The organism is Rhodophyticola sp. CCM32, assembly GCF_004751985.1.
GTDB lineage: Bacteria > Pseudomonadota > Alphaproteobacteria > Rhodobacterales > Rhodobacteraceae > Rhodophyticola.
The window spans coordinates 1,194,228-1,216,889 of record NZ_CP038492.1; the positions used below are offsets into that span (position 1 = coordinate 1,194,228).

The 22,662-nt window shown below is 55.6% G+C and carries 21 protein-coding genes and 1 pseudogene; 10 read left to right on the forward strand and 12 right to left on the reverse strand.

What is annotated here, in order from left to right:
• Positions 1-5 precede the first annotated feature (5 nt).
• Positions 6-1,376 carry an FAD-binding oxidoreductase gene (locus tag E2K80_RS05810; protein WP_135373614.1) on the reverse strand — a complete coding sequence of 457 codons (1,371 nt, stop codon included), beginning with the start codon at positions 1,374-1,376 and terminating at the stop codon, positions 6-8.
• Positions 1,377-1,452: 76 nt separating this feature from the next.
• On the reverse strand, positions 1,453-3,009 hold the full coding sequence (locus E2K80_RS05815; RefSeq protein WP_135373616.1) for an ABC transporter substrate-binding protein: 1,557 nt from the start codon (positions 3,007-3,009) through the stop codon (positions 1,453-1,455).
• A 217-nt stretch (positions 3,010-3,226) separates the two neighbouring features.
• Between E2K80_RS05815 and E2K80_RS05820 the strand changes: the two genes are divergently transcribed.
• The gene (locus E2K80_RS05820) at positions 3,227-4,096 is read left to right on the forward strand and encodes a LysR substrate-binding domain-containing protein (RefSeq protein WP_168193112.1); all 870 of its coding nucleotides are present in this window, start codon (positions 3,227-3,229) and stop codon (positions 4,094-4,096) included.
• A gap of 41 nt (positions 4,097-4,137) precedes the next feature.
• Here the strand turns inward: E2K80_RS05820 and E2K80_RS05825 are convergent, their stop codons facing one another.
• The 3 genes from E2K80_RS05825 to E2K80_RS05835 are packed head-to-tail and all read right to left on the reverse strand — an operon-like array spanning position 4,138 to position 7,609.
• A complete protein-coding gene (locus E2K80_RS05825; protein WP_135373619.1) occupies positions 4,138-5,787 on the reverse strand; it encodes an ABC transporter ATP-binding protein in 1,650 nt (549 codons plus the stop codon).
• A gap of 3 nt (positions 5,788-5,790) precedes the next feature.
• Positions 5,791-6,648 carry an ABC transporter permease gene (locus E2K80_RS05830; protein WP_135373621.1) on the reverse strand — a complete coding sequence of 286 codons (858 nt, stop codon included), beginning with the start codon at positions 6,646-6,648 and terminating at the stop codon, positions 5,791-5,793.
• A 4-nt stretch (positions 6,649-6,652) separates the two neighbouring features.
• Complete coding sequence (locus E2K80_RS05835; protein WP_135376492.1) at positions 6,653-7,609, reverse strand: ABC transporter permease; 957 nt, start codon at positions 7,607-7,609, stop codon at positions 6,653-6,655.
• A 336-nt stretch (positions 7,610-7,945) separates the two neighbouring features.
• Between E2K80_RS05835 and E2K80_RS05840 the strand changes: the two genes are divergently transcribed.
• The 4 genes from E2K80_RS05840 (at position 7,946) to E2K80_RS05855 (ending at position 10,889) form a co-directional block, all read left to right on the forward strand.
• Positions 7,946-8,503, forward strand: a complete 558-nt coding sequence (locus tag E2K80_RS05840) for a helix-turn-helix domain-containing protein (protein WP_135373623.1) — start codon at positions 7,946-7,948, stop codon at positions 8,501-8,503.
• Between the two features lie 69 nt (positions 8,504-8,572).
• Positions 8,573-9,547 carry a fatty acid desaturase family protein gene (locus tag E2K80_RS05845; protein WP_135373625.1) on the forward strand — a complete coding sequence of 325 codons (975 nt, stop codon included), beginning with the start codon at positions 8,573-8,575 and terminating at the stop codon, positions 9,545-9,547.
• Positions 9,537-9,854, forward strand: a complete 318-nt coding sequence (locus tag E2K80_RS05850) for a Rieske 2Fe-2S domain-containing protein (protein ID WP_135373627.1) — start codon at positions 9,537-9,539, stop codon at positions 9,852-9,854. The genes E2K80_RS05845 and E2K80_RS05850 overlap by 11 nt, the downstream gene beginning before the upstream one ends.
• A gap of 42 nt (positions 9,855-9,896) precedes the next feature.
• Positions 9,897-10,889, forward strand: coding sequence for a succinylglutamate desuccinylase/aspartoacylase family protein (locus tag E2K80_RS05855; RefSeq protein WP_135373629.1), 993 nt, complete (start codon positions 9,897-9,899; stop codon positions 10,887-10,889).
• 57 nt (positions 10,890-10,946) lie between these two features.
• Here E2K80_RS05855 and E2K80_RS05860 read toward each other — a convergent pair whose 3' ends face one another.
• The 4 genes and pseudogenes from E2K80_RS05860 to E2K80_RS05870 form a co-directional block, all read right to left on the reverse strand.
• The gene (locus tag E2K80_RS05860) at positions 10,947-11,495 is read right to left on the reverse strand and encodes a GntR family transcriptional regulator (RefSeq protein WP_338014583.1); all 549 of its coding nucleotides are present in this window, start codon (positions 11,493-11,495) and stop codon (positions 10,947-10,949) included.
• Positions 11,496-11,600, reverse strand: a pseudogene (locus E2K80_RS19930) (GntR family transcriptional regulator); the annotation flags it as partial.
• Positions 11,601-12,282: 682 nt separating this feature from the next.
• Positions 12,283-13,278 (reverse strand): amidohydrolase family protein, encoded by a 996-nt coding sequence (locus E2K80_RS05865; RefSeq protein ID WP_168193113.1) that lies wholly within the window; start codon positions 13,276-13,278, stop codon positions 12,283-12,285.
• A gap of 67 nt (positions 13,279-13,345) precedes the next feature.
• Positions 13,346-14,551 carry an NAD(P)/FAD-dependent oxidoreductase gene (locus E2K80_RS05870; RefSeq protein ID WP_135373633.1) on the reverse strand — a complete coding sequence of 402 codons (1,206 nt, stop codon included), beginning with the start codon at positions 14,549-14,551 and terminating at the stop codon, positions 13,346-13,348.
• A 260-nt stretch (positions 14,552-14,811) separates the two neighbouring features.
• Between E2K80_RS05870 and E2K80_RS05875 the strand changes: the two genes are divergently transcribed.
• The 3 genes from E2K80_RS05875 to E2K80_RS05885 all read left to right on the forward strand — a co-directional run bounded on the left by E2K80_RS05875 (position 14,812) and on the right by E2K80_RS05885 (position 17,776).
• On the forward strand, positions 14,812-15,924 hold the full coding sequence (locus E2K80_RS05875) for an S-(hydroxymethyl)glutathione dehydrogenase/class III alcohol dehydrogenase (protein WP_135373635.1): 1,113 nt from the start codon (positions 14,812-14,814) through the stop codon (positions 15,922-15,924).
• A gap of 42 nt (positions 15,925-15,966) precedes the next feature.
• Positions 15,967-17,115, forward strand: coding sequence for an aromatic ring-hydroxylating oxygenase subunit alpha (locus E2K80_RS05880; RefSeq protein ID WP_135373637.1), 1,149 nt, complete (start codon positions 15,967-15,969; stop codon positions 17,113-17,115).
• A gap of 130 nt (positions 17,116-17,245) precedes the next feature.
• Complete coding sequence (locus tag E2K80_RS05885) at positions 17,246-17,776, forward strand: HutD/Ves family protein (protein WP_135373639.1); 531 nt, start codon at positions 17,246-17,248, stop codon at positions 17,774-17,776.
• A gap of 384 nt (positions 17,777-18,160) precedes the next feature.
• Here the strand turns inward: E2K80_RS05885 and E2K80_RS05890 are convergent, their stop codons facing one another.
• Genes E2K80_RS05890 through puuE form a run of 3 tightly spaced genes read right to left on the reverse strand, consistent with a single transcriptional unit; the run spans position 18,161 to position 20,933 of the window.
• The gene (locus E2K80_RS05890) at positions 18,161-18,685 is read right to left on the reverse strand and encodes an ureidoglycolate lyase (protein ID WP_135373641.1); all 525 of its coding nucleotides are present in this window, start codon (positions 18,683-18,685) and stop codon (positions 18,161-18,163) included.
• Entirely contained in the window at positions 18,682-19,506 is an 825-nt protein-coding gene (locus tag E2K80_RS05895) for a bifunctional allantoicase/(S)-ureidoglycine aminohydrolase (protein WP_135373643.1), read from the reverse strand. The genes E2K80_RS05890 and E2K80_RS05895 overlap by 4 nt, the downstream gene beginning before the upstream one ends.
• Positions 19,503-20,933, reverse strand: a complete 1,431-nt coding sequence (puuE, locus tag E2K80_RS05900) for an allantoinase PuuE (RefSeq protein ID WP_135373645.1) — start codon at positions 20,931-20,933, stop codon at positions 19,503-19,505. The genes E2K80_RS05895 and puuE overlap by 4 nt, the downstream gene beginning before the upstream one ends.
• 134 nt (positions 20,934-21,067) lie before the next feature.
• On the opposite strand from puuE, the gene uraH reads away from it, so the two are divergent.
• Complete coding sequence (gene uraH / locus E2K80_RS05905) at positions 21,068-21,424, forward strand: hydroxyisourate hydrolase (RefSeq protein ID WP_135373647.1); 357 nt, start codon at positions 21,068-21,070, stop codon at positions 21,422-21,424.
• Positions 21,425-22,657, forward strand: coding sequence for a urate hydroxylase PuuD (locus E2K80_RS05910; protein WP_135373649.1), 1,233 nt, complete (start codon positions 21,425-21,427; stop codon positions 22,655-22,657). It abuts the gene before it with no gap.
• The last annotated feature ends 5 nt before the right edge of the window (positions 22,658-22,662 follow it).

The window sequence follows — 22,662 nt, forward strand, 5'->3', positions numbered from 1 at the left end:
ATTTCCTAATCGTCAAAAATTTTACCGGGATTCATGATATTCAGCGGGTCCAAAGCATGTTTGATGCGTCGCATGACACCAAGCGCGGGGCCGTGTTCGGCTGGCAAATAGGCCTTCTTGCCCAAACCAACGCCATGTTCCCCCGTGCAGGTGCCACCCATGCTCTGGGCCATCTCGACAAGCTCTTTGCTGATCATCTGGGCATCGCGAGCTTCGTCGGGGTCCTGGGGATCGTAAAGCAAAACGAGGTGAAAATTGCCGTCACCGACATGGCCGATGAGCGGGGCAAGAATAGTCGTCTTGGCAATAACGTCCTGAATCGTGTTTATGCAGCCGGGCAATTGTGAAATTGGGACGCAGACATCAGTGGATATCCCCTTGATGCCCGGGCGCAATGCACGGGATGCGTAAACCGCATCGTGCCTGAGCCGCCATAGCCTGGCAGCATCTTCAGCCGTTGTGGCGGGTTCAAAACGCAGGGCCGTTTCGGCCAGGCCTTCAAAAACCTCCATATCATGTTGCACCGCAACAGAAGACCCCGTCATTTCGATCCAGATTGTCGGGCTTTCCGGCAGGTCGGACTTGGAATAGCTGTTGATGGCCTGCATCTGCAAAATGTCCGCCAGTTCTATCCGGTTTAGCGCCAGCCCGCATTGCATCGCCATGACAACTGTCTGAGTGGCGTCTTCGAGTGTCTCAAAACTGCACATGGCGGTCTGCGACGTTTCGGGAATGCCAAACAGCCGCAGGCTGACCTCGGTAATGATCCCAAGTGTTCCTTCGGACCCAACGAACATGCGGGTCAGGTCATAGCCGGCCGAGGATTTTCGGGCGCGGCTCCCTGTCTTGATGATTTCACCGTCTGGCATGACAACCGTCAGGCCAAGCACAAGGTTGCGCATAGAGCCGTAGCGCACGGTTGTCGTGCCTGATGCACGGGTGGCGGCCATCCCGCCAAGCGTGGCATGGGCGCCCAGGTCGACGGGGAAAAACAGACCTGTTGCGCGCAGATATTCATTCAGTGTTTGCCGGGTGACACCGCATTGTACGCTGCAATCCATATCTTCTTCATTCACCGAAAGGATCTCGTCCATCGCAGAAAGATCGATGCTGATCCCACCAAATGGTGCGTGAATTTGACCTTCGACTGATGACCCGGCCCCAAAGGGGATGACCGGAACCCGATGGTCAGAGCAAGCCTTAAGAAGCGTTGAAACCTCTTGGGTTGAGCGCACCATGACAACCGCGTCAGGCAAGGCAGGCGGCAGATGACTTTCGCCGCTGCCATGCTGTTCGCGCACGGCATAAGACGTTAAAAGCCTGTCACCGAACTCCCCCTTTAAAACGTTCAAAAGCGGTGTCAGGCGGTCAGTCATTTAATGGGCTTTCTTGGCGGGGTCGCGACCGGAGACGGCTGTTGTCAGCCGCCTCCGGTCTGCAATAGAAAACGCTTCAGGCGTTGAACCACCAGCGTTCGGCGCAGCGGCTCCCGTCAAGATCCCAATCGCCAGAGATCGCGTCCCCTGTGGAAACTGTGCTTGATTTCGCATCCAGGAAATCAGCCCAGACCGGAGCAATCATGCCACCGTCTTCGGACACCAACCGCTGACATTCCGAATAGAGTTCACGGCGCCTTGCATCATCGGTTTCGCTGCGCGCAGCAAGAAGAGCAGCATTGAACGCGGCATTGTCCCAGGAGGTTTCATTGTAGCTGCCAAGGGAGGCACTTGAGAAGGCCAGCGACAACATCAGGTCTTCGCTTGCGCGCCCGGACCAACGGGACGCAAACAGCGGCTTTTTGTACCAGATGTTCGACCAGTATCCATCCAGCGGTTCACGCGCCACTTCGATATTGATGCCGGCTGCCCTGGCATGTTCGCTGTAAAGCACCGCCGCATCAACAGCGCCAGTGAATGGGGCGTCGGACGCATGCAACGTGACTGTCAGGCCTTCCGCCCCGGCAGCATTCAGCAACGACATGGCCTGTTCAGGATCATATTCGTGCTGTTCGATGCTTGCATCGTGGTATTCATACGCTGTCGAAATCGGCTGATCATTCGCGACAGACCCATATCCGTTCAGTATTTTTTCAACCATATCTTCGCGGTCAATGGCGAGCTTCATAGCTTTGCGAACGCGGACATCGGAAAAGAGCGGGTCAGTGGTGTCCATACTAAAGCAGTAATGCACCTTGCCCTGCGTTTGGATCAAATCAATGCCGGGCAACATTCCGACGAGGTTAGCCGTTGTCGGATCAACCGAATTGATTGCGTCAACTTCGCCGGTTTGCAACGCAGTCGTGCGTGCGTTGACGTCTCCGATTGCAAACATCTCAACCGAGTCAAAATGTGCCCGATCGGATTTCCAGTAATTTGGATTCTTGCGCACAACAGATTTTACACCGGGTTCATATACATCAAGAATATAGGGGCCTGTGCCGATTCCCGTGTCAAAATCAAGGTCATTCGCAGGGACCATATACATCCCGGTCAAGGCAAGGATCGGCGGGAAGCCGGCATTTGGACCGTCTAGGGTAATCGTCACTTCGTCGGATGCGGTCGCCTGAACATCGGTTATGACGGATACAAGTGCTTTGATCTGCGACAACGAATCTTCACCACGATGCAAGTTGATCGAGAACACCACGTCATCGGCATCAAACGTTTTGCCGTTGTGGAATTCGACTCCCTGGCGCAGCCTGATCGTCCAAACCGTCAGATCATCATTTGCTTCCCAACTGGTTGCCAGTTCGGGGACCATGACACCGCCGGCCCCGACTTCAATCAGATTGTTACGCAGTTGCCATTGCAGATTCTGCATGAATTTGGTCTCGGCGACCTGAGGATCAAGCGTTTCGCCTGAATCAAAGCTGCCAATTCCAAGCCGGAACGTGCCACCTGGCGTCGGTGTCTCGGCGCGCAGGGGCTGCCCTGACACCCCTACGAGCGTGGTAGCCCCAAGAGCACCCGCTCCGAGTAACAAGCTGCGTCTATTCGTCGAAAAGTCCATATATCTCTCTCCTATTGGTTTGCTTCGCCCGTGTCGAAAGCGGCCAACAGCGACGCAACTTGTGGATTTATTATGTCCAGTTTTATTATTGTACGTATCGTCATTAGGGGATGACAAACCAGTTTTCCTGCCCTATTGTTTAGTAATTCTATCACGCCCAGTGAAAGGGAAGTCGAATCACCTCTTGATGCGTACGTCTCTTCCTCCACTTCGTTCAATGCAGGTCTTTGAATGCTTCGGCCGACTGGGGTCGGTCAGTGCGGCCGCCAAGGAGCTTGGGGTGACCTCAGGGGCAATCAGCCAGCAGCTCAAGATATTGGAAGATTATCTGGAAATGCCGCTCATTATGAAAGACGGGCGCAGAGCTTCGCTTACACCAACGGGGAATTCCTATCACAACGCCCTCGAGCTGGCGTTTGAAAAGCTTGATACGGCTCAACATCTTCTTTCCCATCAGATGGTACATGAAGAGGTTCACATTTCAGGCCTGCCTACCATGCTGTTAAAGTGGCTAAATCCACGTTTGCACAAATTTCAGGCGCTTCACCAAGATATCACGATCCGCATCGTGGCCACTCAGATCGAACCCGATCTGCTTTTCTTTGACCAGATGTTTCGACTTACATACGGTGATCTTTCCGAGAAATATGCCCATTCGCGCGTGCTCTTCAGGGATGAGTGTTTCCCGGTTTGCTCTCCATGCTTTTTGGAGAAATATCCGATTGCCCGGGATGAATGTAATCTGGGGCAATTACCTTGGGTTGATATCGATTGGGGCCCAGCCTACGCGAGCGTTCCAAGGCTACGAGACTGGCTCAGAGAATATGGCGTCGCTGACGATTTGCAAAATGCCCTGTCCGTTCATTCGATTTCAAGTTCAGCCTTGGAATCCGTCGCCAACGGGCAGGGTATCGTTTTGGCTCAATCCTCGCTGGTCGCCACTGATATCGAGCTGGGGCGTTTGGTCAGGCTGTCCGAAAAATCAATTCCTTTGCCGGAATCCTATTTCATCTGTTGGGGTGAAACGACACTGCAGCACACCAAGGCGCGCGAGTTCCTAAACTGGCTGCTTGCGGACACGCGCTGAAACCTGGCCGTTTCAGCCCGATGTCAAACTGTGCCCGAAGGTCAAGTTTTGCTGTCTTGCCCGCCGGCCTCTACGAACGTCACGCCGCGCTCGTGCAAGAGTTTCGTTAACCATTCAGTATCCATGTCAGGAACCGACGACAGCAATAGTTCCGTATACTCTTTGTGAGGGGGCGCAAAAACTTCATTTTTTGGGCCTTGCTCGACAATCACGCCGTTTTTCATCACGACAACATCATCTGCAATGGATTGCACGGTCGCCAAGTCGTGGGTGATGAACATATAGGTCAGGTTCATCTGGCGCTGCAGTTTGTCGAGCAATCGCAAGACGCCATCAGCGACCAGTTGATCAAGCGCCGAGGTGACCTCGTCGCAAATAATGAAATCGGGTTCGGCAGCTAGGGCGCGCGCAATACAAACCCGCTGTTTTTGACCGCCTGAAAGCTCGGACGGAAGCCGGTTGATGAATTCATCGGGGTTCAATTCGATAAGGGTCAGCAGCTCTCGGATGCGCGCTTCCTTTGCCGCGCCCTTTAGCCCCAGGAAAAATTCCAACGGCCGTCCAATAACCTCGCGGATGCGTTGTTTTGGGTTCAGCGCCGTATCCGCCATTTGGTGGATCATCTGAATATGGCGCTGCAATCCGGGAGACCGATATTTGTTGGATTTAGGCAGTTCGGTCCCGTTAAAGTCGACCTGGCCCTGGACTGGCGGCAAAAGCCCCATGATCACCCTGGCCAAAGTGGATTTTCCAGACCCGCTTTCGCCGACAATCGCAACTGTCCGGCCACGCTCGATGACCAAGTTGATATCGTCCAAAACGGTCAATGTCCCATATTTGGCAGTGATGTTCCGGACTTTCAGCAGTGGACCTGTGTCTTCTTTTTGGGCAATGGGCGGCTCACGTCGAAACTCGCGAACGGCCCAAAGTGACTTGGTGTAATCCTGTTGCGGGTTGGCCAACATCTCTTTGGCAGTAGCCTCTTCAACTTCCTCGCCGCGCAACAGAACTTTGATACGATCCGCCATTTGCGCCACGACTGCCAAGTCATGGGTGATGTAGATCGCAGAGGTGTTATACTCGCGCACAATGTCACGGATCGCCGCCAGCACCTCAATCTGCGTGGTCACGTCAAGCGCGGTTGTCGGCTCATCAAAGATTATGAGATCCGGGCGACAGGCCATTGCCATTGCAGTCATGGCGCGTTGTAGCTGGCCACCGGATACCTGATGCGGGTATCGGAAACCGATTTCGTCAGGATTGGGCAGCCGCATCTTGCGATACAGCTCGATCGCATCTGACCGCGCCTCTTCTTGCGACATGACTTCGTGTTTGACCGGTGCTTCGCAATATTGATTGATGAGCTTGTAGGCAGGGTTGAACGCAGCCGCAGCCGATTGTGCAACATATGCGATACGCGCGCCTCTGAGCTGACGGAGGGTTTCGGACGATGCGCCGACCAGTTCCTGACCTTCAAACCTGATGGACCCGTTGCTGATGCGACAGCCACCTTTGGTATAGCCCATCCCGGCCAGTCCAAGCGTCGATTTTCCAGCGCCGCTTTCGCCAATCAGCCCAAGGACCTCACCCCGGTTCAGGGTCAGATCAACACCTTTGATAATGGGTTTCCAGACCCGGTCCGAGCGCCCTTCGATCCAGATATCTTTCATTTCAAGCAGTTTTTCGGACATGACTTATTCCTTGATCCCGGAGGACATGTGCAAAACCCAATCCACAATCAGATTGACGCCGATGGTCAGCAAAGCGATGGCCCCCGCGGGCAATAGCGGCGCCAGACCAAATGTCGTGGCCTGCCAGCTGGAAAAATTGGCAAATGCGATGAGCTTTGCGCTGTCGCGGACCATGCTCCCCCAGTCCGCCATTGGCGGCTGAAGGCCAAGGCCCAGAAATGATAAAGCCGAGATGAACAGGAACACAAAGCAGAACCGCAGGCCGAATTCGGCGACCAGCGGTGCCGCGACATTTGGCAATACCTCTTTGCTGATCAACCAGAACAGACCTTCGCCACGCATCCGCGCGACTTCGATATAGTCCATCGTCAAGACCCCCTGCGCCACAGCGCGGGAGAGGCGGAACACGCGTGTACTGTCCAGAACGGCAATGACCAGAACCAGCGAGATGACAGAAGTCCCGGTGATTGTCAGAACCAGCAAAGCAAAAATCAATGGCGGAATGGCCATGAGCACATCCACAAGGCGCGAACACAAACCGTCGAACCTTCCACCAATCGTTGCCGATAGCAGGCCAACGGTGGCACCCAAGGTAAAGGCCAATATCGTTGTCGCCAGCGCAATCCCGACGGTGTTACGCGCCCCGTAAATCAGCCGGGACAACACATCCCTTCCAAGAGCATCCGTCCCCAGATAGTAGGGTGCTGCCCAGGGCTGATATTGGCCACCCGCAGCATCACTTTCAGCGAAGGGCGCAAGCAGTGGCGCCGCCAATGCCACAAACGCGTAGAAAACCACGATAGCTATTCCGATCCATGCAGACACGGGTGCATCACGGAACTGGCGTATAAAATCATGCATCATGCTATCTCGGATGTAACAAGCGGGGATTGGCGATGATCGACAGAATATCCGCTGTCAAATTGAGCAGAATGTAGGTCGCAGCAAAAATGAGACAGGCCGCCTGAACAACGGTGACGTCCCTGCTGGAAACAGAATCCACAAGAATTTGGCCAAGACCCGGATACACAAACACAGTCTCAACCAGCACAACGCCGACAATGAGATAAGCCAGATTCAGGGCAATGACGTTGATGATCGGGGCAAGCGCGTTCGGAAGCGCGTGCACGGCGATGACACGCCACCGCTTGATCCCCTTCAGGTGGGCCATCTCGATATATGGCAGCGCCAAAAGATTCAAAATCGCAGCCCGGGTCATCCGCATCATGTAGGCCAGCACGATCAATGTCAGCGTCATTGCGGGTAGAAACGTTTTGTATAATCGTTCACCCAACGCTGTGTCGGCATCGACATTTGCAAGACTTGGAAACCACCCCAGCCAGACCGAAAACACCAGGATCAGGATATAGGCGATGAAAAATTCCGGGAAAGAAATCGCAGCGAGTGTTGAGCTTGATAACACGCGGTCAAAGACGGAACCGTTGTAAAGCGCGGCCAGCATACCTGACACAACTGCGATCGGGACGGCAATGGCGGCTGCGAACCCGGCTAGAAAAAAGGTGTTTGCAACACGCTGCCCGATCAGTTCCGAGATCGGGCGCTGGTTTGTGAGAGAGATGCCGAAGTCGCCTGTGGCCGCGTTGAACAGCCACGAGAAGTATCGTTCATGAACGGGCCGGTTCAGGTCGTATCTTTCGCGGAACGCTGCAAGGCTTTCTTCGGTCGCGGCCTGACCCAACGTTTCTGTCGCGACGTCGCCCGGCAATAATTCGATAGCGGCAAAAATGACAACCGTGACGATCCATAACGTCAGCAGGCCAGTCAAAAGTCGTTTCAGAATGATATTCAGAATCGAACCCATCAGGAACACTTTCATATGCGATATGCGATTATATCTAGACCATACGGAGGCCATCAAACTACGGCAACATCGGCAAGAGCAGAATGTCTGGGCTACTGTTTAGATTTCTTGCGGCGCTGCTGCCTCAACACAACACATTTGCATGGGGCTGGCCGCTTTGGTCAGCCCTATGCGTTCCAGACACCATCGACTATAGCATGCTGCCTTAAACCTGAAACATCGCGCATCACAAATGTCCCGGGAACGCGAAGCGTGGCAGGGCATTTGTGATTCAAGTTTCAGGCAGGGTGCTTTAGGATCGGGTGTGCGGCACTTGCTGGAAGGAACAGACAGACAATGGATCTTGAACAAAAGGTCGGGGATGCCGTTCGATTGTTGCGGACATCCCAGACTTTGACACTTGCCGAGTTTTCAAAAAAATCTGGCGTCTCGACCGCGATGATTTCAAAGATCGAACGCGGTCAGGTTTCCGCGTCGCTGTCAACGCTAGAGGCATTGGCCGCAAGTCTTGGCGTGCCAATCGCAAATCTCTTTGCCACAACGGTTGAGCGCAAAGAAGTTTCATATGTCAAGGCCAACCACGGGATCGAAATGCGTCGGAGCGGCAGCACCTATGGTCACACCTACCAGCTTATCGGAAGCGCCGCCGCAAATGGATCAGAAGCCAAATGTTACCTGATCACGATAGAGGAAACTGCGGAAGGGCAGCCAATGTTCCTGCATCCGGGGATCGAATTCATCCATATGATGAAGGGCAAAATGACCTACTGCATTGGGAACGACAGATACCCGTTGTCACCCGGCGATTCCATAACGTTCGACAGCGAAATGCCGCACGGTCCCGAAGGGCTTTCAGGTGGCCCCGTGACGTTTCTGACGGTTATATTGGAGTAGGGCGATTTTCGTTGAAATAGAAAATTTTCATGATAGGATAATCTGCAAATTTCTATTGGAGCGGGACTCATGGCGGCAAATGTACTTACCCCGATCACCCAGGCGCTGAATGATGGCACACTGACCCGTGCCGAGTTAAAGAACCTGATGCAGCGGTCGAATGGTCCTGCTTTGCGTCACCTTGTGATTTGGGTTGTTGCACTTCTGGCGACAGGCAGCCTGATCTACCTCACAGCGGATACGCTGCTTATTTGGCCTGCGATGTTCCTGCACGGTGTTATTCTGGTGCATCACTTTTCGCTGCAACATGAATGCTGCCATTACACAGTCTTCAAGACACGGTGGCTGAACGACCTGTTTGGCAATATCTGCGGCTTTATCATCATGTTGCCGAACAGACATTTCAGATACGAGCATTGTGATCATCACACATATACCCAGCTTCATGACGAAGACCCTGAACTTATCCCGCTTCCCAAAAATCTTGCGGGCTATTTTTGGTACCTGTCATCAATCCCTTATTGGAAGACAAAATTTTCTGAAATCGGACGCCATATCATGGGCCGCCTGACCGATGAAGAAAGGCGCTTCATCCCGAAGGAAGAGTATAACACCGTCTTCTGGGAAGCACGCCTGATGATGATCGGTTACGCCGCCATTGTGTTGGCTTGTGCCGCGACTGGCTGGTGGGCACCTGTCTGGTACTGGTGGTTGCCCGTTGTGCTGGGCGAGCCTGTCATGCGGTTCATTCGTATGACTGAACATGTTGGCAAACCCTGCGTCAGGGAAATGAGCGACAATACCCGTACAAATTACGTGACAAGACCGATGCAATTCTTGTGCTGGAACATGAACTACCATGCCGAACATCACTATGCGTCGTCGGTGCCGTTTTTCGCGCTCCCCAAACTACATGAGAAGCTCAAGACCGTTATTCAGGTTGAAGAACGGGGGTATCTCGGGGCTCATATCGACATTTTAGGCCAGTTGACTGGCCGCAAAATACGCAGTGACGCGGTGGAGGAAGCGGTCAGTGGCACGTGAAAAATCCTGGCAAGACATAATTCCAGTCGCTGACCTTATGAAAGGCGATGCGACACCGGTGCAATTTGGGGCCCGCGAACTTGCCGTCTTTGATACGGTTGAGGGTGTCACAGTTTCTATGGCGCGGTGTACACACGGGGCGGCCAATCTATGCGATGGCTACTTTGATGGAAAAACCATTGAATGCCCACTGCATCAGGGTCTGTTTGACGCCCGAAGTGGCGAGGCACTTGCCGCACCTGCACGCGTCAAACTCAGAATGCTGGAATCGCGTGTTCAGGACGGCAATGTTCAAATATATATCTGACGAAAATTGTCGTTCCAAATTGTACTATGCGAGGCTAGCACAATGACGAAAAGCGACATAATTCCGACGATAGATTTGTTTGCCGATGGCAAGAATATCGGTGACTTAAAGGTAAAATGGTCAGACAACTCTGTTCCACTAGGGTATCACGCTGTACCGATTATCAGCCTGAGAAATGGGGACGGGCCGGTTGTCGTGATGTTTGCTGGCACTCATGGTGATGAGTTCGAAGGGCCTTCGGCCCTGATGCGCTTGGTGCACATTTTGGATGTCGCAGCGCTTACGGGTCAGATTATCATTGTTCCAAGCCTGAATTTCCCGGCCATGAGAGCGTCATCGCGGGTTTCTCCCTTGGACGGTGTAAATCTAAACCGCGCGTTTCCGGGGGATCCTTTGGGGGGTGTGACCGAGCAAATTGCATATTACGTCGAGACCGAACTGCTTCCTTTGGCTGATGCTGCGGTGGATCTGCATTCGGGTGGAAAGGCGTCTGTTTTTGCAGCCTGCACCTTGGCGACCCAAACCGAAGCCAGGGGTCTTTTCAGGAGGAATCTGGACTTGGCCAAGGCATTTGGGCTGCCCTTGGTCTGGATTCTGAACGGGATGGTTGATTACCGATCTCTGAATTGTGCAGCAGCCCGAGCTGGCGTACCGATGATCGCAACCGAGCTTGGCGGTGGTGGCGGTGTCGATCCGGAAATCACCAATGCAGCCGAAAGCGGGCTATATTCTGTGCTGCGCCATGTTGGCGTTCTAGACGGGGACGCCCTAGCAACTCCGGCTCCACATTTGGTTGAGATCAAATCTGATGATCATAATCTCTATGCGACCGGAGAGGGTATCTTTGATCGCGTGGTAAGCGCGGGACAATCTGTGAAAGCAGGGCAGACCGCTGGCAGATTGCATTACATTTCAGAACCAGAACGCGCACCCGAGACCGTTGTCTTTCCTCACAGCGGAGTCGTTCTGGCCCACACCAACCGCGGCTATGTTCAGCGCGGTGACATGCTTATGCTGGTGGTTCAGGATCATTGATACCAACCGCGGTCGGTTGCTGTCGCAAGAGCCTTGAATACCCAAGCACCAGCGATGTCAAAAATGGCTTGTCATTTTGTAATCGCGCGAAAAGTACAGCCGCGCATATGTTACGTTCTTTTTGTTCAGCCATGTCATCCGTTCGACTGTGAATACTGCAGTGCCGTCCGTGGTGTTAAGAAGTTTGGCAAGCCTGCTTGACGCATTTGTCGCCGAAAACACCAAGCGGCCGTCGGTGAATGGCACTTCTCGGACAAGCCATTCGTTGGGGCCAATGTTTTCAAAGTCACACTCCTTCGCTTGCGGAATTGCTGCCAGATTGATCCAGCGTTCTTCGAACTGATACGGGTTATTGTCCGAAAAATGCATACATTGAAGATGAAGGATTTCAGTGCCTTTGGGAATATCCATGCGTGATCTGAGCCAGTCAGGGGACGTGATCACCTGTCTTTCGATGAGGTTATACCGATATGCCGCACCCGTATCCGTAATCTCTTCTCCGATGATTGGGATCGAAAACTGGGCGCGGCGTGTCGGGAATGATTTGACCTTCGTGCCAGCTTTACGCTTGCGTTCAAGAATGCCTTCGTCAACCAGTTCGCGCATAGCGCGGTTTACCGTGGCACGCGCGCACCCGAATTCTTCGGCCAGTTCAATTTCACCAGGTAAGTTCCCCCTGGCGGCCAGATACCTGACCGTATGCGGTCCAATATGCTCGCCTTAACGTCATGATAGCTCGTGCGCACCAGATCCTCCCACTCTCTTATGTCCGTACTTATAAGTGGTTTTGACTACATGCAACAAGGCTCCACCACCACCCTCATCAGTGCACCTGATGGAGCCATTGTGACGTCTCGATGGCCGCGAAATGAACTTAACAATATGTCTTTCAAACGGCGTGGAATTTCCACAACGGCGCCAACCGAAAGGATCCGTGGTGATTGACAATTTCGATGAAAGATTGAGTCGAGCTGCGCAGAACCTGTTGATTGATTGCGCCAAATGTCAGCCGGGCAATGGGATCGTGGCGCTGCCGTGTAGAACTTGTCCCATAATGCATCCTTCTCAGATCGAGATGGAACTGTACCATCTCTCTGGGACTGAACACCTAGAGCTTTAGCCTGAAATCCTGAATCACCCCGCACCATGCTCACGCCCGGCGGCACCGCCGGGCAGCGCCCGAACCGCCCCCACGGGGCGGGCGCTTCGCTTCCTGCCCCTCGGTTCGGGCGATGCCCTCCACGAAATGCATGTGCGTTGCAGATTACATGGACGATGCTTTAGAGCAGAAATCGTTTCATCTGAATCAAAATTCCCTGCCTCCGGGTAAGCAAGCTGCTGATCTCGAACGCGAATTTTGATGAGCGATGGTGCAGATTAAAACGATTTCGCTCTAACGCGCTGCATTTTGGCGCATTTCATCAAGATGGGACAGCAGATCATGTGCCGTCTTCCATGTGACCTGTGCCTTGTTTTCCGCGCTCAGCTCCGCAGGAACTACGGCATGGTTATAGGGATCATCTTTGAAGATCGGGTAGTCCGAACCAAGCATGATGCGGTCAGCCCCCAGTATCTTGACCGCTGTCTCCAGTGCGCGCGGCCCCAGCGATGCACAATCATACCAAAGCCTGCGCAACCGCGCGGTCGGGAACGGTTCGGCGGGGTTTCGGTGGCGCGCGATGCTTTCCAGCCGCTCAAAGATAAACGGCAGCGTGCCGCCAAGATTGACGATCTGGAACGTGATATTGGGATAGGCATCCAACATATCCGACACTATCACTGTCAGGGCGACCTGCGCCACGCTTGACTGAAGCTCAACAGCGGACAGACGATATTGAATGTGATCGGCGGGGCGGGCAGGGGGCTGCTCTCCAACTTTCAGGCCCGGATGCAACATGATGTGGCAACCGTATTCATTTGCGGCCTCCAGAAGCGGGCGGAGTATCTCAAGCTCTTGCAGGGAGTTGAAATAATTTGATGGCAGGATAATTCCGGGCAAACCCAGATCCCGCCGGATACGGCGCACCTCGGCACAGGCAAGATCCAGATCGGCAAGCGGTACACCGGCAAGGCCAATCAACGCGCCATCCGTATCCTGCGTAAGCTGCGCCAGATGATCGTTATACGCGGATATGGCCGTGGCGATTTCGGCGGCCGGGAGCAATTCGACGCCTAACGCGCCGGGAAATGTCAGCATCCGGTGGGTTAACCCCGCGGCCCGCATTTCAGCCAGACCCACCCGATGATCATAATAGTGGCTGGTAAACGGAAACTCGCCATTCATTGCGACCATCACAAGAACGCCGTCATCGCGGGTGCGCAGGTACGGCCTGTTTTGGCGCGCGCGCAATGTGCTGTCCAGCCCGCCGCCATAATAGTGGGAATGCATATCAACACGAGAGTTTTCAGAAATCATTTGACCCGCCTCTTTTCATCAACCACGTGATGCCGATGACCTACATCAAAGATTTCAGGTCTGTTGACAGGTCACCGACGGCCGTGGCGATTGGGGATTTTCCAGCTTCTATCAGACGTCGGCCTATCATGAATTCGCGCGGCGCGTTCATGGCGTCCACGGCCAGCAACGTGTCGCCGCCATAATACCAATGTGACACAGAACCCGGTCGATCGCTTGGGCGTGCAACGACATTGTCATAACCAGTATTCAACCCTGCAATCTGCAGCTTGACATCATATTGGTCTGACCAAAACCATGGTTTTGCAATATATTCCGTTTTGGCCCCCAGAATATTGCCTGCGACGATTTCGGCCTGATCAATCGCGTTGGGCACGCTTTCCAGCCGTATCATCTGCCCCGCAAACGGGAATGACGCACAATCCCCCGCAGCCCAGATATTGGGCACCGTCGTCTGCCCGAACGTGTTCGTTTCTATCCCGTTTTGCACCGCCACGCCGGCCGTACCGGCAATGTCTGTGTTTGGCCGAATGCCAATACCGACAAGTACGAAATCCACATCCAAAACCTGGCCATCAGAAAGTTCGGCATGTGTAACCCGCTCTGTGCCCGAAAGCCGGGACAGGCCAATACCTTCGCGAATATCGACGCCATGGTTCTGATGAAGGGTGCGAAAATAGTCTGATGTTTCAGGGGCGGCAACGCGTTGCAGAATACGGTCAGCCATCTCAACAACCGTGACTTTCAGCCCCTTGGAAGAGGCGACAGCTGCGGCTTCTAGCCCGATATATCCGCCGCCAACGATCAGGACGTTCCGACCCTCCGAAAACTCGGACGCCATGGCGTCAATATCCGCAAGCGTTCTGATCGAATAGACGCCCCCCAGCTCGCCGCCAATGGCTGCGGGCAGCTGAATGGGGCTGGAGCCAGTGGCAAGAAGCAGTTCATCATATTTGATCGTTTCATCACCTACGGAAACGACCTTTGTGTCCGGGTTGATCGCTGTGACCGGGGCACCCAATTTCAACCGAATATCATGTTCCTGATAGCTCGGCTCGGGCATAAGAAACAAACGTTCGCGTGTCATATCGCCCAGCAGATAGGCCTTTGACAACGGGGGCCGTTGATAAGGTGGAAACGCTTCATCGCCGATCAACGTTATGCGGCCCGTGTGGCCCAATGCCCGCAACTTGAACACTGCCGAGCTTCCTGCCTGTCCCGCGCCGATGACGACAATTTCAGCCATTTTCCAAAACTCCAATAAGTATGGACATAAAACTTTATGGATAGGCTAACCGGTGCAGGCAGGCTGCGTCAAGCCATCGGCGGGCAGGGCAAATTGGTGGTCTTACTGCAAGAGACACACTCGTTTCGCCTACGGATGCTGCATCGGAACACTTATTTGGCCTCCCTTGTCAGTTTTCTTGACGCCGCCACATCTTATAATGTAAAGCTTGCACACTGACCCTTTATGTCTGCTCATAAAATATGCGAGAAAGTCACGATATGAAAACACGCGCAGCTGTCGCACTCGAAGCAGGAAAACCGCTTGAGGTTATGGAGGTCAATCTGGAAGGCCCCCGCGCGGGTGAGGTCTTGGTCGAGATCAAGGCGACCGGTTTATGCCACACGGATGAATTCACCCGCTCTGGCGACGATCCTGAGGGTATCTTCCCGGCGATCCTTGGTCATGAGGGCGCAGGCGTTGTGATCGAAATCGGAGAGGGCGTGACCAGCCTTGAGGTGGGCGACCACGTGATCCCGCTTTACACACCTGAATGCCGCGAATGCGCGTATTGCCTGAACCCGAAAACCAACCTGTGCCAGTCGATCCGCAGCACGCAAGGTCAGGGCCTGCTGCCCGATGGTTCGACCCGGTTTTCGATGCTCGATGGCACGCCGATCCACCATTACATGGGCTGTTCGACATTCGCGAACCACACGGTTGTCCCGGAAATTGCACTGGCAAAAGTTCGCAAGGACGCCCCGTTTGACAAGATCTGCTATATCGGCTGCGGCGTCACCACCGGCATCGGGGCTGTGATCAACACGGCCAAGGTCGAGATCGGATCGACGGGCATTGTCTTTGGCCTCGGCGGCATTGGCCTGAACGTGATCCAGGGGTTGCGGCTTGCGGGTGCGGATCAGATTGTCGGTGTCGATCTGAATGACGGCAAGGTCGAGATGGCCAGGCGGTTCGGTATGACCGACTTTGTGAACCCATCCGATGTTGACGGCGATCTGGTGGCGCATCTGGTCGAGCTGACGGGCGGTGGTGCGGATTATACGTTTGACGCGACGGGCAATGTGGGCGTGATGCGCACGGCGCTTGAGGCGGCGCATAAAGGCTGGGGCGAAAGCATCATCATCGGCGTGGCGCCTGCGGGGGCCGAGATTTCGACCCGCCCCTTCCAATTGGTCACCGGCCGGTCATGGCGCGGTACGGCCTTTGGCGGCGCATCGGGGCGCACGGATGTGCCCAAGATCGTCGACTGGTACATGGATGGCAAGATCGAGATCGACCCGATGATCACCCACAAACTCAGCCTGGACGAAATCAACCACGGCTTTGACCTGATGCACCAGGGCAAATCAATCAGGGCTGTCGTCGAGTTCTAAAGCAACCCCATTCATTCAGGTGGCCGCCACAGGAGACACGTCATGGACAAAACGACCACAGCCGCAGTTGACAAAATTCGCGATGATCTGGCTCAGCTGCAGGCACTTGATCAAAAAGACGCGCGCGCGATGCCGGGTGACTATTACGGGTCCGAAGAGTTTCTTGAATTCGAAAAGGAAAACCTGTTTCGAAAAGAATGGTTTTGTCTGGGCCATATCGGCGAACTGCCCAATCCCGGGGACTTTTATACAACGGACCTGATCGGCGAACTGTTATTGGTGACGCGCGATGAAGATGGCGAGATTCGCGTGCTTTCCAATGTCTGTCGCCATCGCGGAAACCAGGTTGTCGTTGAACCCAAGGGCAACCAAAAGCGTTTCGTTTGCGGATACCACGCCTGGACCTACGGGCAGGACGGCGCATTGAAAGCCGCCCCTTTGATGAAAAAGGTCCGCACATTTGATCAGGCGAAATGTGGGCTAAAGCAATTCAGGACGGAAATCTGGGAGAACTTCATTTTCGTCAATCTGGATGGGAATGCGACGCCGCTTGCCCCGCGCATGGCGGGAATGTCCAAGCTGATCACCAACTACCACCACGAGCTGCGCCATCTGGTTCACATGGAAGAAGCCGTATGGGATACCAACTGGAAAAGCCTGATGGAGAACTTTCTAGAAGGCTATCACCTGTCGGCCACCCATTTCAAAACACTGCATCCCATCACGCCAACCAAATTATGCCGCAAAATCGAAGAACTTGGTGAAGGCTACACCGGATATCACTCGTTCTATGACGAAGATTGGCCAGATCGCGGCCCATTTCATGAAGATCTGACCGACGTAGAACGCCGTAACTCGGTGCTGGGCTGCGCCTATCCCAATTTACTCTTTGGGATCGCGACCCATTATACAATTTTCATCTGCTTGCGCCCTGTAAGTGCGGATAAAGTTGCAATTCGCTGGGGTGTTGCCGGCTTTAACCCGGACCCCGAGAATGAAGGCACAAAAGAATATGTCGACCTGATCAGTGAGGCGAATGAAGAGGATCGTGAAAAGCTGGTAACTCTGGCACGGGCTATGAAAAGTAAATATTATACCCCCGGACCATTGGCGCCAGATGATTTTGAAGGGACGATCTGGGATTTTACTCAATATATCGCCAAACATCTTGCGAAGGCCAAAGACGCCTAAGCGATCGGGGCGGCCACTGACGGGTCTGTGTCAGCGCGGTAGAGCCGTGGCGTGTCAACTCACGCCCGGTGGTGGGCCGTTCAAATCGTAACACGGCCCTGTGCGGCAGAAAAGTGATCCGAGCCCAAGCATGGATATTCTTCGTTGCAAAGATATTCCCGCCACGCCATGGAAAAACGGTGGCGGCATGACGCAGGTTCTGGCCCGGCAAGCGCCGAATTGGCGGATAAGTCTGGCGTCGATTACCCGGGACGGACCTTATTCAATTTTTCCCGACACGATGCGGCACCAAACAATTGTACAGGGCAAAGGGATTTGGCTGCGGGGCGACACGGACCAGATGGAATTGCCGTTTGGCGCGGGTCGCTGTTTCCGTGGTGCCACGCCGGTCGCCGCAAAATTGATGGACGGACCTGTAAAAGCGCTGAACGTGATATGGGATCCTGACACGACGGATGTGCGTGTTGCGGAATGCACAAAGCCTGACCGGCATGTTCCGAATTCTAACACCACGTTTTTATGGTTTGCCTTGCGTGGGTGCTTTGTCGTTGACCGATACAAAGTCGATGAAGGCGACGCAGTGCTAAGCACCGACGCTCATATGCCCACCCCTGACGCCGGTTCGCGGATCATTGCCGTTTCCTTACGAAAGACGGCCTAAAGATCAGGCACCAGTGACCATCGACCGGCGCATTTTCAATGCAACCATTCCAGCGGGCGGGTGCCAAGCGATTGGGCGATGTCGCGCGCAGCGAATGAGGGGCAACACCAACCCGTATGGCTTCTAGAGCGAAATCGTTTTAATCTGCACCATCGCTCATCGAAATTCGCGTTCTATAGCGTTTCGACTTACTATTGAAACGCCTTTCGCTGCCTTTCGCCTTCGGCTCAAACGCGAAAGCCGTTGTCTCTGTATCTATGTAAAGTCGAAACGCATTGGATCAGTAGCTTGCTGACCCGGAGGCAGCGAATTTTGATTCAGATTAAACGATTTCTGCTCTATTGTCCCGCTTTCAACTGACACGAGGGCATCTTTTCCCGGGCCTTAAGGTTTGATTGGTGAGGAGACCAATCGTGTCGGCGCAACAATCAGGACCGGGGGGGTCAGGATATGTTCCTGCAGGTTGTCGCCGGGTCCGATCCGGTCGATCACGGCGAAGAGGCCCGGGGCGTGCAGCGGGGTCAGCACCCCGTGCCAGGTGTTCGGGGCAAGATTGATGCCCTGACCGGGTGCTGTCAGAAACGCACACGGCAGGCCGGGAGCGCCATCTGCATCGGGCGCGACGGTGACAAGGAAGGGATGTTCGCTCATCGGCAGGAAGGCTTGTGATCCAAGCGGATGACGTTCCAGCAGCTCAAGCCGGTAGGGCAGGGTCTGCGGTTCGGCCCGGAACAGGCTGATCCCGGCGCGGCCTTCGGTGAAAGACAGGCTGGCCCGGTCATGATAGCGGCCGCACAGCCCCTGATTGATCAGCATATCGGGCGGGCCCGCAGATTCCAGCACATCGCCGAACGGTGCGAAACCGCTGGCGGTCAGGGGCATTGCCGCGATTTGTGGCAGGCGGCTCATCCAGGCGTCAGCTTTGGATGCCGGTTCACATCCTTGTAGAGCAGATAGCGGAACTGCCCCGGCCCGCCCGCATAACAGGCCTGCGGGCAAAATGCGCGGAGCCAGATGAAATCCCCCGCCTCGACCTCGACCCAGCTTTGGTTCAGCAGATAAACCGCTTTGCCTTCAAGCACATAGAGCCCGTGTTCCATCACATGGGTCTCGGGGAAAGGGATGCAGCCGCCCGGCGCAAACGTCACGATATTCACCTGCATGTCATGGCGCAGATCATCCGCCCCGACAAAACGCTGCGTGCCCCAGGCGCGGTCCGTATCCGGCATATAGGTGATCGGAATATCGGCCTCATGGGTGACAAAGGCCGCTGGCGCATCCAGCCCGGGCGCGGGGTCATAGGCCTTGCGAATCCAGTGGAATGTGGCCGCGCCCGTGCCCGAGTTGCGGATTTTCCAGTCGCAGCCCGGCGGCAGATAGGCATAGCCACCGGGGGTCAGCGCATGGTCCTGCCCGGCGATATTCAGCCGGATATCACCCGAGGTCACGAAGATCACGCCCTGGCCCATGGCCTCCGGTTCCGGCGCGTCGCTGCCGCCATCCGGGGCAAGCTCGACAATCAGTTGCGCGAAGGTTTCGGCAAAACCGGTCAGCGGGCGGGCCAGAACCCAGGCCCGCGCCCCGGTCCATCCGGGCAGGGAAGAGGTCACGATATCGCGCATGACCCCGCGCGGGATCACCGCGAAACTGTTCTGAACCTGCGCGCGGCTTGTGGTCAGCTGCGTCTGCGGCGGCAAGCCGCCGGGCGGGGTGGCATAACTGGCGCTCAAGGCAAGATACTCCTCAGCCGGTGCAGGGCGATGCGTTCCACCTGACGGCAGGCTTCGGCAAATTCGGTCTCACTGTCCTGGTGCAGACGCTGTTCGAACGCGGCCAGAATACCGGATTTGTCGTGGTCACGGACGGCAATGATAAAGGGAAACCCGTGTTTTTCCATATACGCGGTGTTCAGCCGGGTGAATTGGGCATGTTCCTGATCGCTCAGCGCGTCCAGCCCGGCGCTGGCCTGTTCGGCGCTGCTGTCTTCGGTCAGGCGTTTGGCGGCGGCCAGTTTGCCTGCCAGATCAGGATGCGCTTTCAGCACCGCCAGCCGCGCCGCGTCAGAGCCGCCGCGAAATGCGCGGGCCATGGCATTGGCCAGCCCGGTGGCGGTGTCATGGGCCAGGCCAAGCTCCAACGCGTGGGCCTGTTCCGCCACCCATGGAGAATACTCGAAGATAGCGCCATAAAATTTTGTAAAAGCGTCCTTATCCATTCCTGAAGGTAAGGTCTTCTGACGGGGGTCCGGATGGGTCTTTTGCCAATGTTCGGCGATGTCGATGCGCCGGGCGAACCACACATCCGAATGCGCTTTGGCATATTCCAGAAACCGTTTCAGCGCCATGATCCGCCCGGGCCGACCCACCAGCCGGCAATGCAGACCCACGGACATCATTTTCGGCGCCCCGGCCTGACCTTCCGCATAAAGCGCATCGAATGTGTCGCGCAGATAGGCTTCAAACTGGTCGCCTGCATTGAACCCCTGGGGCGTGGCAAAGCGCATGTCATTGGCATCAAGCGTATAGGGCACCACCAGTTGCGACCGGTCGCCGAATTGCTGCCAATAGGGCAGATCATCCGCATAGCTGTCGGCCACATAGGCAAATCCACCCTCCTCAGTGGCCAGCCGCAGCGTGTGTTCCGAACAGCGCCCGGTATACCAGCCGCGCGGGCGCTCCCCGGTCACCTCCCGGTGCAGGCGGATCGCCTCGGCCATATGGGCGGCTTCATCTTTCGGCGAGACATCTTTGTATTCTATCCATTTCAACCCGTGGGAGGCTATTTCCCACCCGGCCTCCTGCATCGCGGAGACCTGCGCCGGGGACCGGGCCAGTGCTGTGGCCACCCCGTAGACCGTCAGCGGGATATCCAGACCGGTGAACAGCCGGTGCAGCCGCCAGAACCCGGCCCGGGCGCCGTATTCATAGATCGAGTCCATGTTCCAGTGGCGCTGCCCGGGCCAGGCGGCGGCGCCGACGATCTCGGACAGGAAGGCCTCGGAGGCCGGATCGCCATGCAACACGTTGTTTTCACCACCCTCTTCGTAATTCAGCACGATCTGAATGGCGAGTTTTGCCCCGCCCGGCCAGTGCGGGTCCGGCGTGTCGGCGCCATAGCCATGCATGTCGCGCGGATAACGGGGGGGATCGCTTGGCATTGGGGCCTCAAATGATGCAGATGCCTTCGAATTACGCTGCAAATCGGGCAAAGGGCAAGGGCAGGGGCGGTTCGTGGCTTGCACATCGGGCCCAAAACGTCCGAAATGTGCGGGAAACGATCAAGGGAACAGTGATGGCCGAGGGATTTCTGACCACCCATGTGCTGGATACGGCCCGGGGCTGCCCGGCCGAAGGGGTGGTGATCTGGCTTTACCATGTGTCCGGCAACAGCCATCGCAAGATCGCCGAGGCGGTGACCAATGTCGATGGCCGCACCGATGCGCCAATCCTGCCTGCGGGCAAATTCCGGCCCGGGACATATGAATTGATCTTCCATGCGGGCGATTATCTGCGGGCAAGCGGGCAGGCGGGGGCCGAGCCCCTGTTCCTTGATCAGGTTCCGATCCGTTTCGGCATGGCCGAAGAGACACATTACCATGTGCCATTGCTGATTTCGCCTTACGGTTATTCAACCTACAGAGGCAGCTGAATGGATCAGGCAATTCTTCTCCACTGGGCAGAATTTGCCGTGCGCTGGCTGCATGTGATCACGGCGATTGCCTGGATCGGATCCAGCTTCTACTTCATCGCGCTGGACCTTGGCCTGCGCCGTGACCCGCGCCCGGCCAGCGGTGCCGATGGCGATGAATGGCAGGTGCATGGCGGCGGGTTCTACCATATCCAGAAATATATGGTCGCCCCGGCCGAGATGCCCGAACATCTGACCTGGTTCAAATGGGAAAGCTATGCCACCTGGCTGTCGGGCGTGGCGCTTCTGGCGCTGGTCTACTGGATGGGGTCCGAGCTTTATCTGATTGATTACAACGTGATGGACCTTGCGACCTCGGAGGCTGTTCTGATTTCGGTCGGCTCGCTGATCATCGGCTGGATGCTTTATGACATGCTGTGCAAATCGCCATTGGGCAACAACCCGACGGCGCTGATGCTGCTGCTTTTCGGGCTGCTGGTGGTGATGGCCTGGGGCTATACACAGGTGTTTTCGGGCCGCGCCGCGCTTTTGCATCTGGGGGCGTTCACCGCCACGATCATGACCGCGAATGTGGCGGTGATTATCATCCCGAACCAGAAAATCGTGGTGGCAGACCTGAAAGCGGGCCGCACACCGGATGCGAAATACGGCTATATCGCCAAGCAGCGGTCGACCCATAACAATTATCTGACGCTGCCGGTCATCTTTCTGATGCTGTCAAACCATTACCCGCTGGCCTTTGCCTCGGATTATAACTGGATCATTGCCAGCCTGGTGTTTCTGATGGGGGTGACCATCCGGCATTTCTTCAACACCATGCATGGCCAGCGGCGGATGCTGTGGTGGACCTGGGGCGCAACTGCGGCGATTTTCGCGGTGATCATCTGGTTGTCGGTTCTGCCCCTGACCGATGGCGCCCCGCTGGAAGAGGCGCGATTGTCACCCCATGCGGAACGGTTCGCCGCCCATGCGGATTTCCCCGATGTAGCCAATATCATCCATGGCCGCTGTTCCATGTGCCACGCGCAGGAGGTGTTCTGGCAGGGTCTCGCCACCGCCCCGCGCGGCGTATATCTGGATACGGACGCAGCGATTGCGTCCCAGGCCCGCGCGATCTACCTTCAGGCGGGCGTGACCCGCGCGATGCCGCCCGGCAATCTGAGCTATATGGAAGAGACCGAGCGCGCGGCGATCCGCGCCTGGTATCGGGCTGTCACCGGCGGCGCATTATAAGGCAG

Excerpts from the sequence above, each read along its gene's own strand:
- E2K80_RS05845 (WP_135373625.1), top strand. The coding sequence starts at position 8,573 with ATGGCGGCAAATGTACTTACCCCGATCACCCAGGCGCTGAATGATGGC.
- E2K80_RS05835 (WP_135376492.1), bottom strand. The coding sequence starts at position 7,609 with ATGGGTTCGATTCTGAATATCATTCTGAAACGACTTTTGACTGGCCTG.
- E2K80_RS05830 (WP_135373621.1), bottom strand. The coding sequence starts at position 6,648 with ATGCATGATTTTATACGCCAGTTCCGTGATGCACCCGTGTCTGCATGG.
- E2K80_RS05825 (WP_135373619.1), bottom strand. The coding sequence starts at position 5,787 with ATGTCCGAAAAACTGCTTGAAATGAAAGATATCTGGATCGAAGGGCGC.
- E2K80_RS05865 (WP_168193113.1), bottom strand. The coding sequence starts at position 13,278 with ATGCATTCCCACTATTATGGCGGCGGGCTGGACAGCACATTGCGCGCG.
- E2K80_RS05860 (WP_338014583.1), bottom strand. The coding sequence starts at position 11,495 with ATGCGCGAACTGGTTGACGAAGGCATTCTTGAACGCAAGCGTAAAGCT.
- E2K80_RS05875 (WP_135373635.1), top strand. The coding sequence starts at position 14,812 with ATGAAAACACGCGCAGCTGTCGCACTCGAAGCAGGAAAACCGCTTGAG.
- E2K80_RS05880 (WP_135373637.1), top strand. The coding sequence starts at position 15,967 with ATGGACAAAACGACCACAGCCGCAGTTGACAAAATTCGCGATGATCTG.
- E2K80_RS05885 (WP_135373639.1), top strand. The coding sequence starts at position 17,246 with ATGGATATTCTTCGTTGCAAAGATATTCCCGCCACGCCATGGAAAAAC.
- E2K80_RS05910 (WP_135373649.1), top strand. The coding sequence starts at position 21,425 with ATGGATCAGGCAATTCTTCTCCACTGGGCAGAATTTGCCGTGCGCTGG.
- E2K80_RS05855 (WP_135373629.1), top strand. The coding sequence starts at position 9,897 with ATGACGAAAAGCGACATAATTCCGACGATAGATTTGTTTGCCGATGGC.
- puuE (WP_135373645.1), bottom strand. The coding sequence starts at position 20,933 with ATGCCAAGCGATCCCCCCCGTTATCCGCGCGACATGCATGGCTATGGC.
- E2K80_RS05840 (WP_135373623.1), top strand. The coding sequence starts at position 7,946 with ATGGATCTTGAACAAAAGGTCGGGGATGCCGTTCGATTGTTGCGGACA.
- uraH (WP_135373647.1), top strand. The coding sequence starts at position 21,068 with ATGGCCGAGGGATTTCTGACCACCCATGTGCTGGATACGGCCCGGGGC.
- E2K80_RS05815 (WP_135373616.1), bottom strand. The coding sequence starts at position 3,009 with ATGGACTTTTCGACGAATAGACGCAGCTTGTTACTCGGAGCGGGTGCT.
- E2K80_RS05890 (WP_135373641.1), bottom strand. The coding sequence starts at position 18,685 with ATGAGCCGCCTGCCACAAATCGCGGCAATGCCCCTGACCGCCAGCGGT.
- E2K80_RS05820 (WP_168193112.1), top strand. The coding sequence starts at position 3,227 with ATGCAGGTCTTTGAATGCTTCGGCCGACTGGGGTCGGTCAGTGCGGCC.
- E2K80_RS05810 (WP_135373614.1), bottom strand. The coding sequence starts at position 1,376 with ATGACTGACCGCCTGACACCGCTTTTGAACGTTTTAAAGGGGGAGTTC.
- E2K80_RS05870 (WP_135373633.1), bottom strand. The coding sequence starts at position 14,551 with ATGGCTGAAATTGTCGTCATCGGCGCGGGACAGGCAGGAAGCTCGGCA.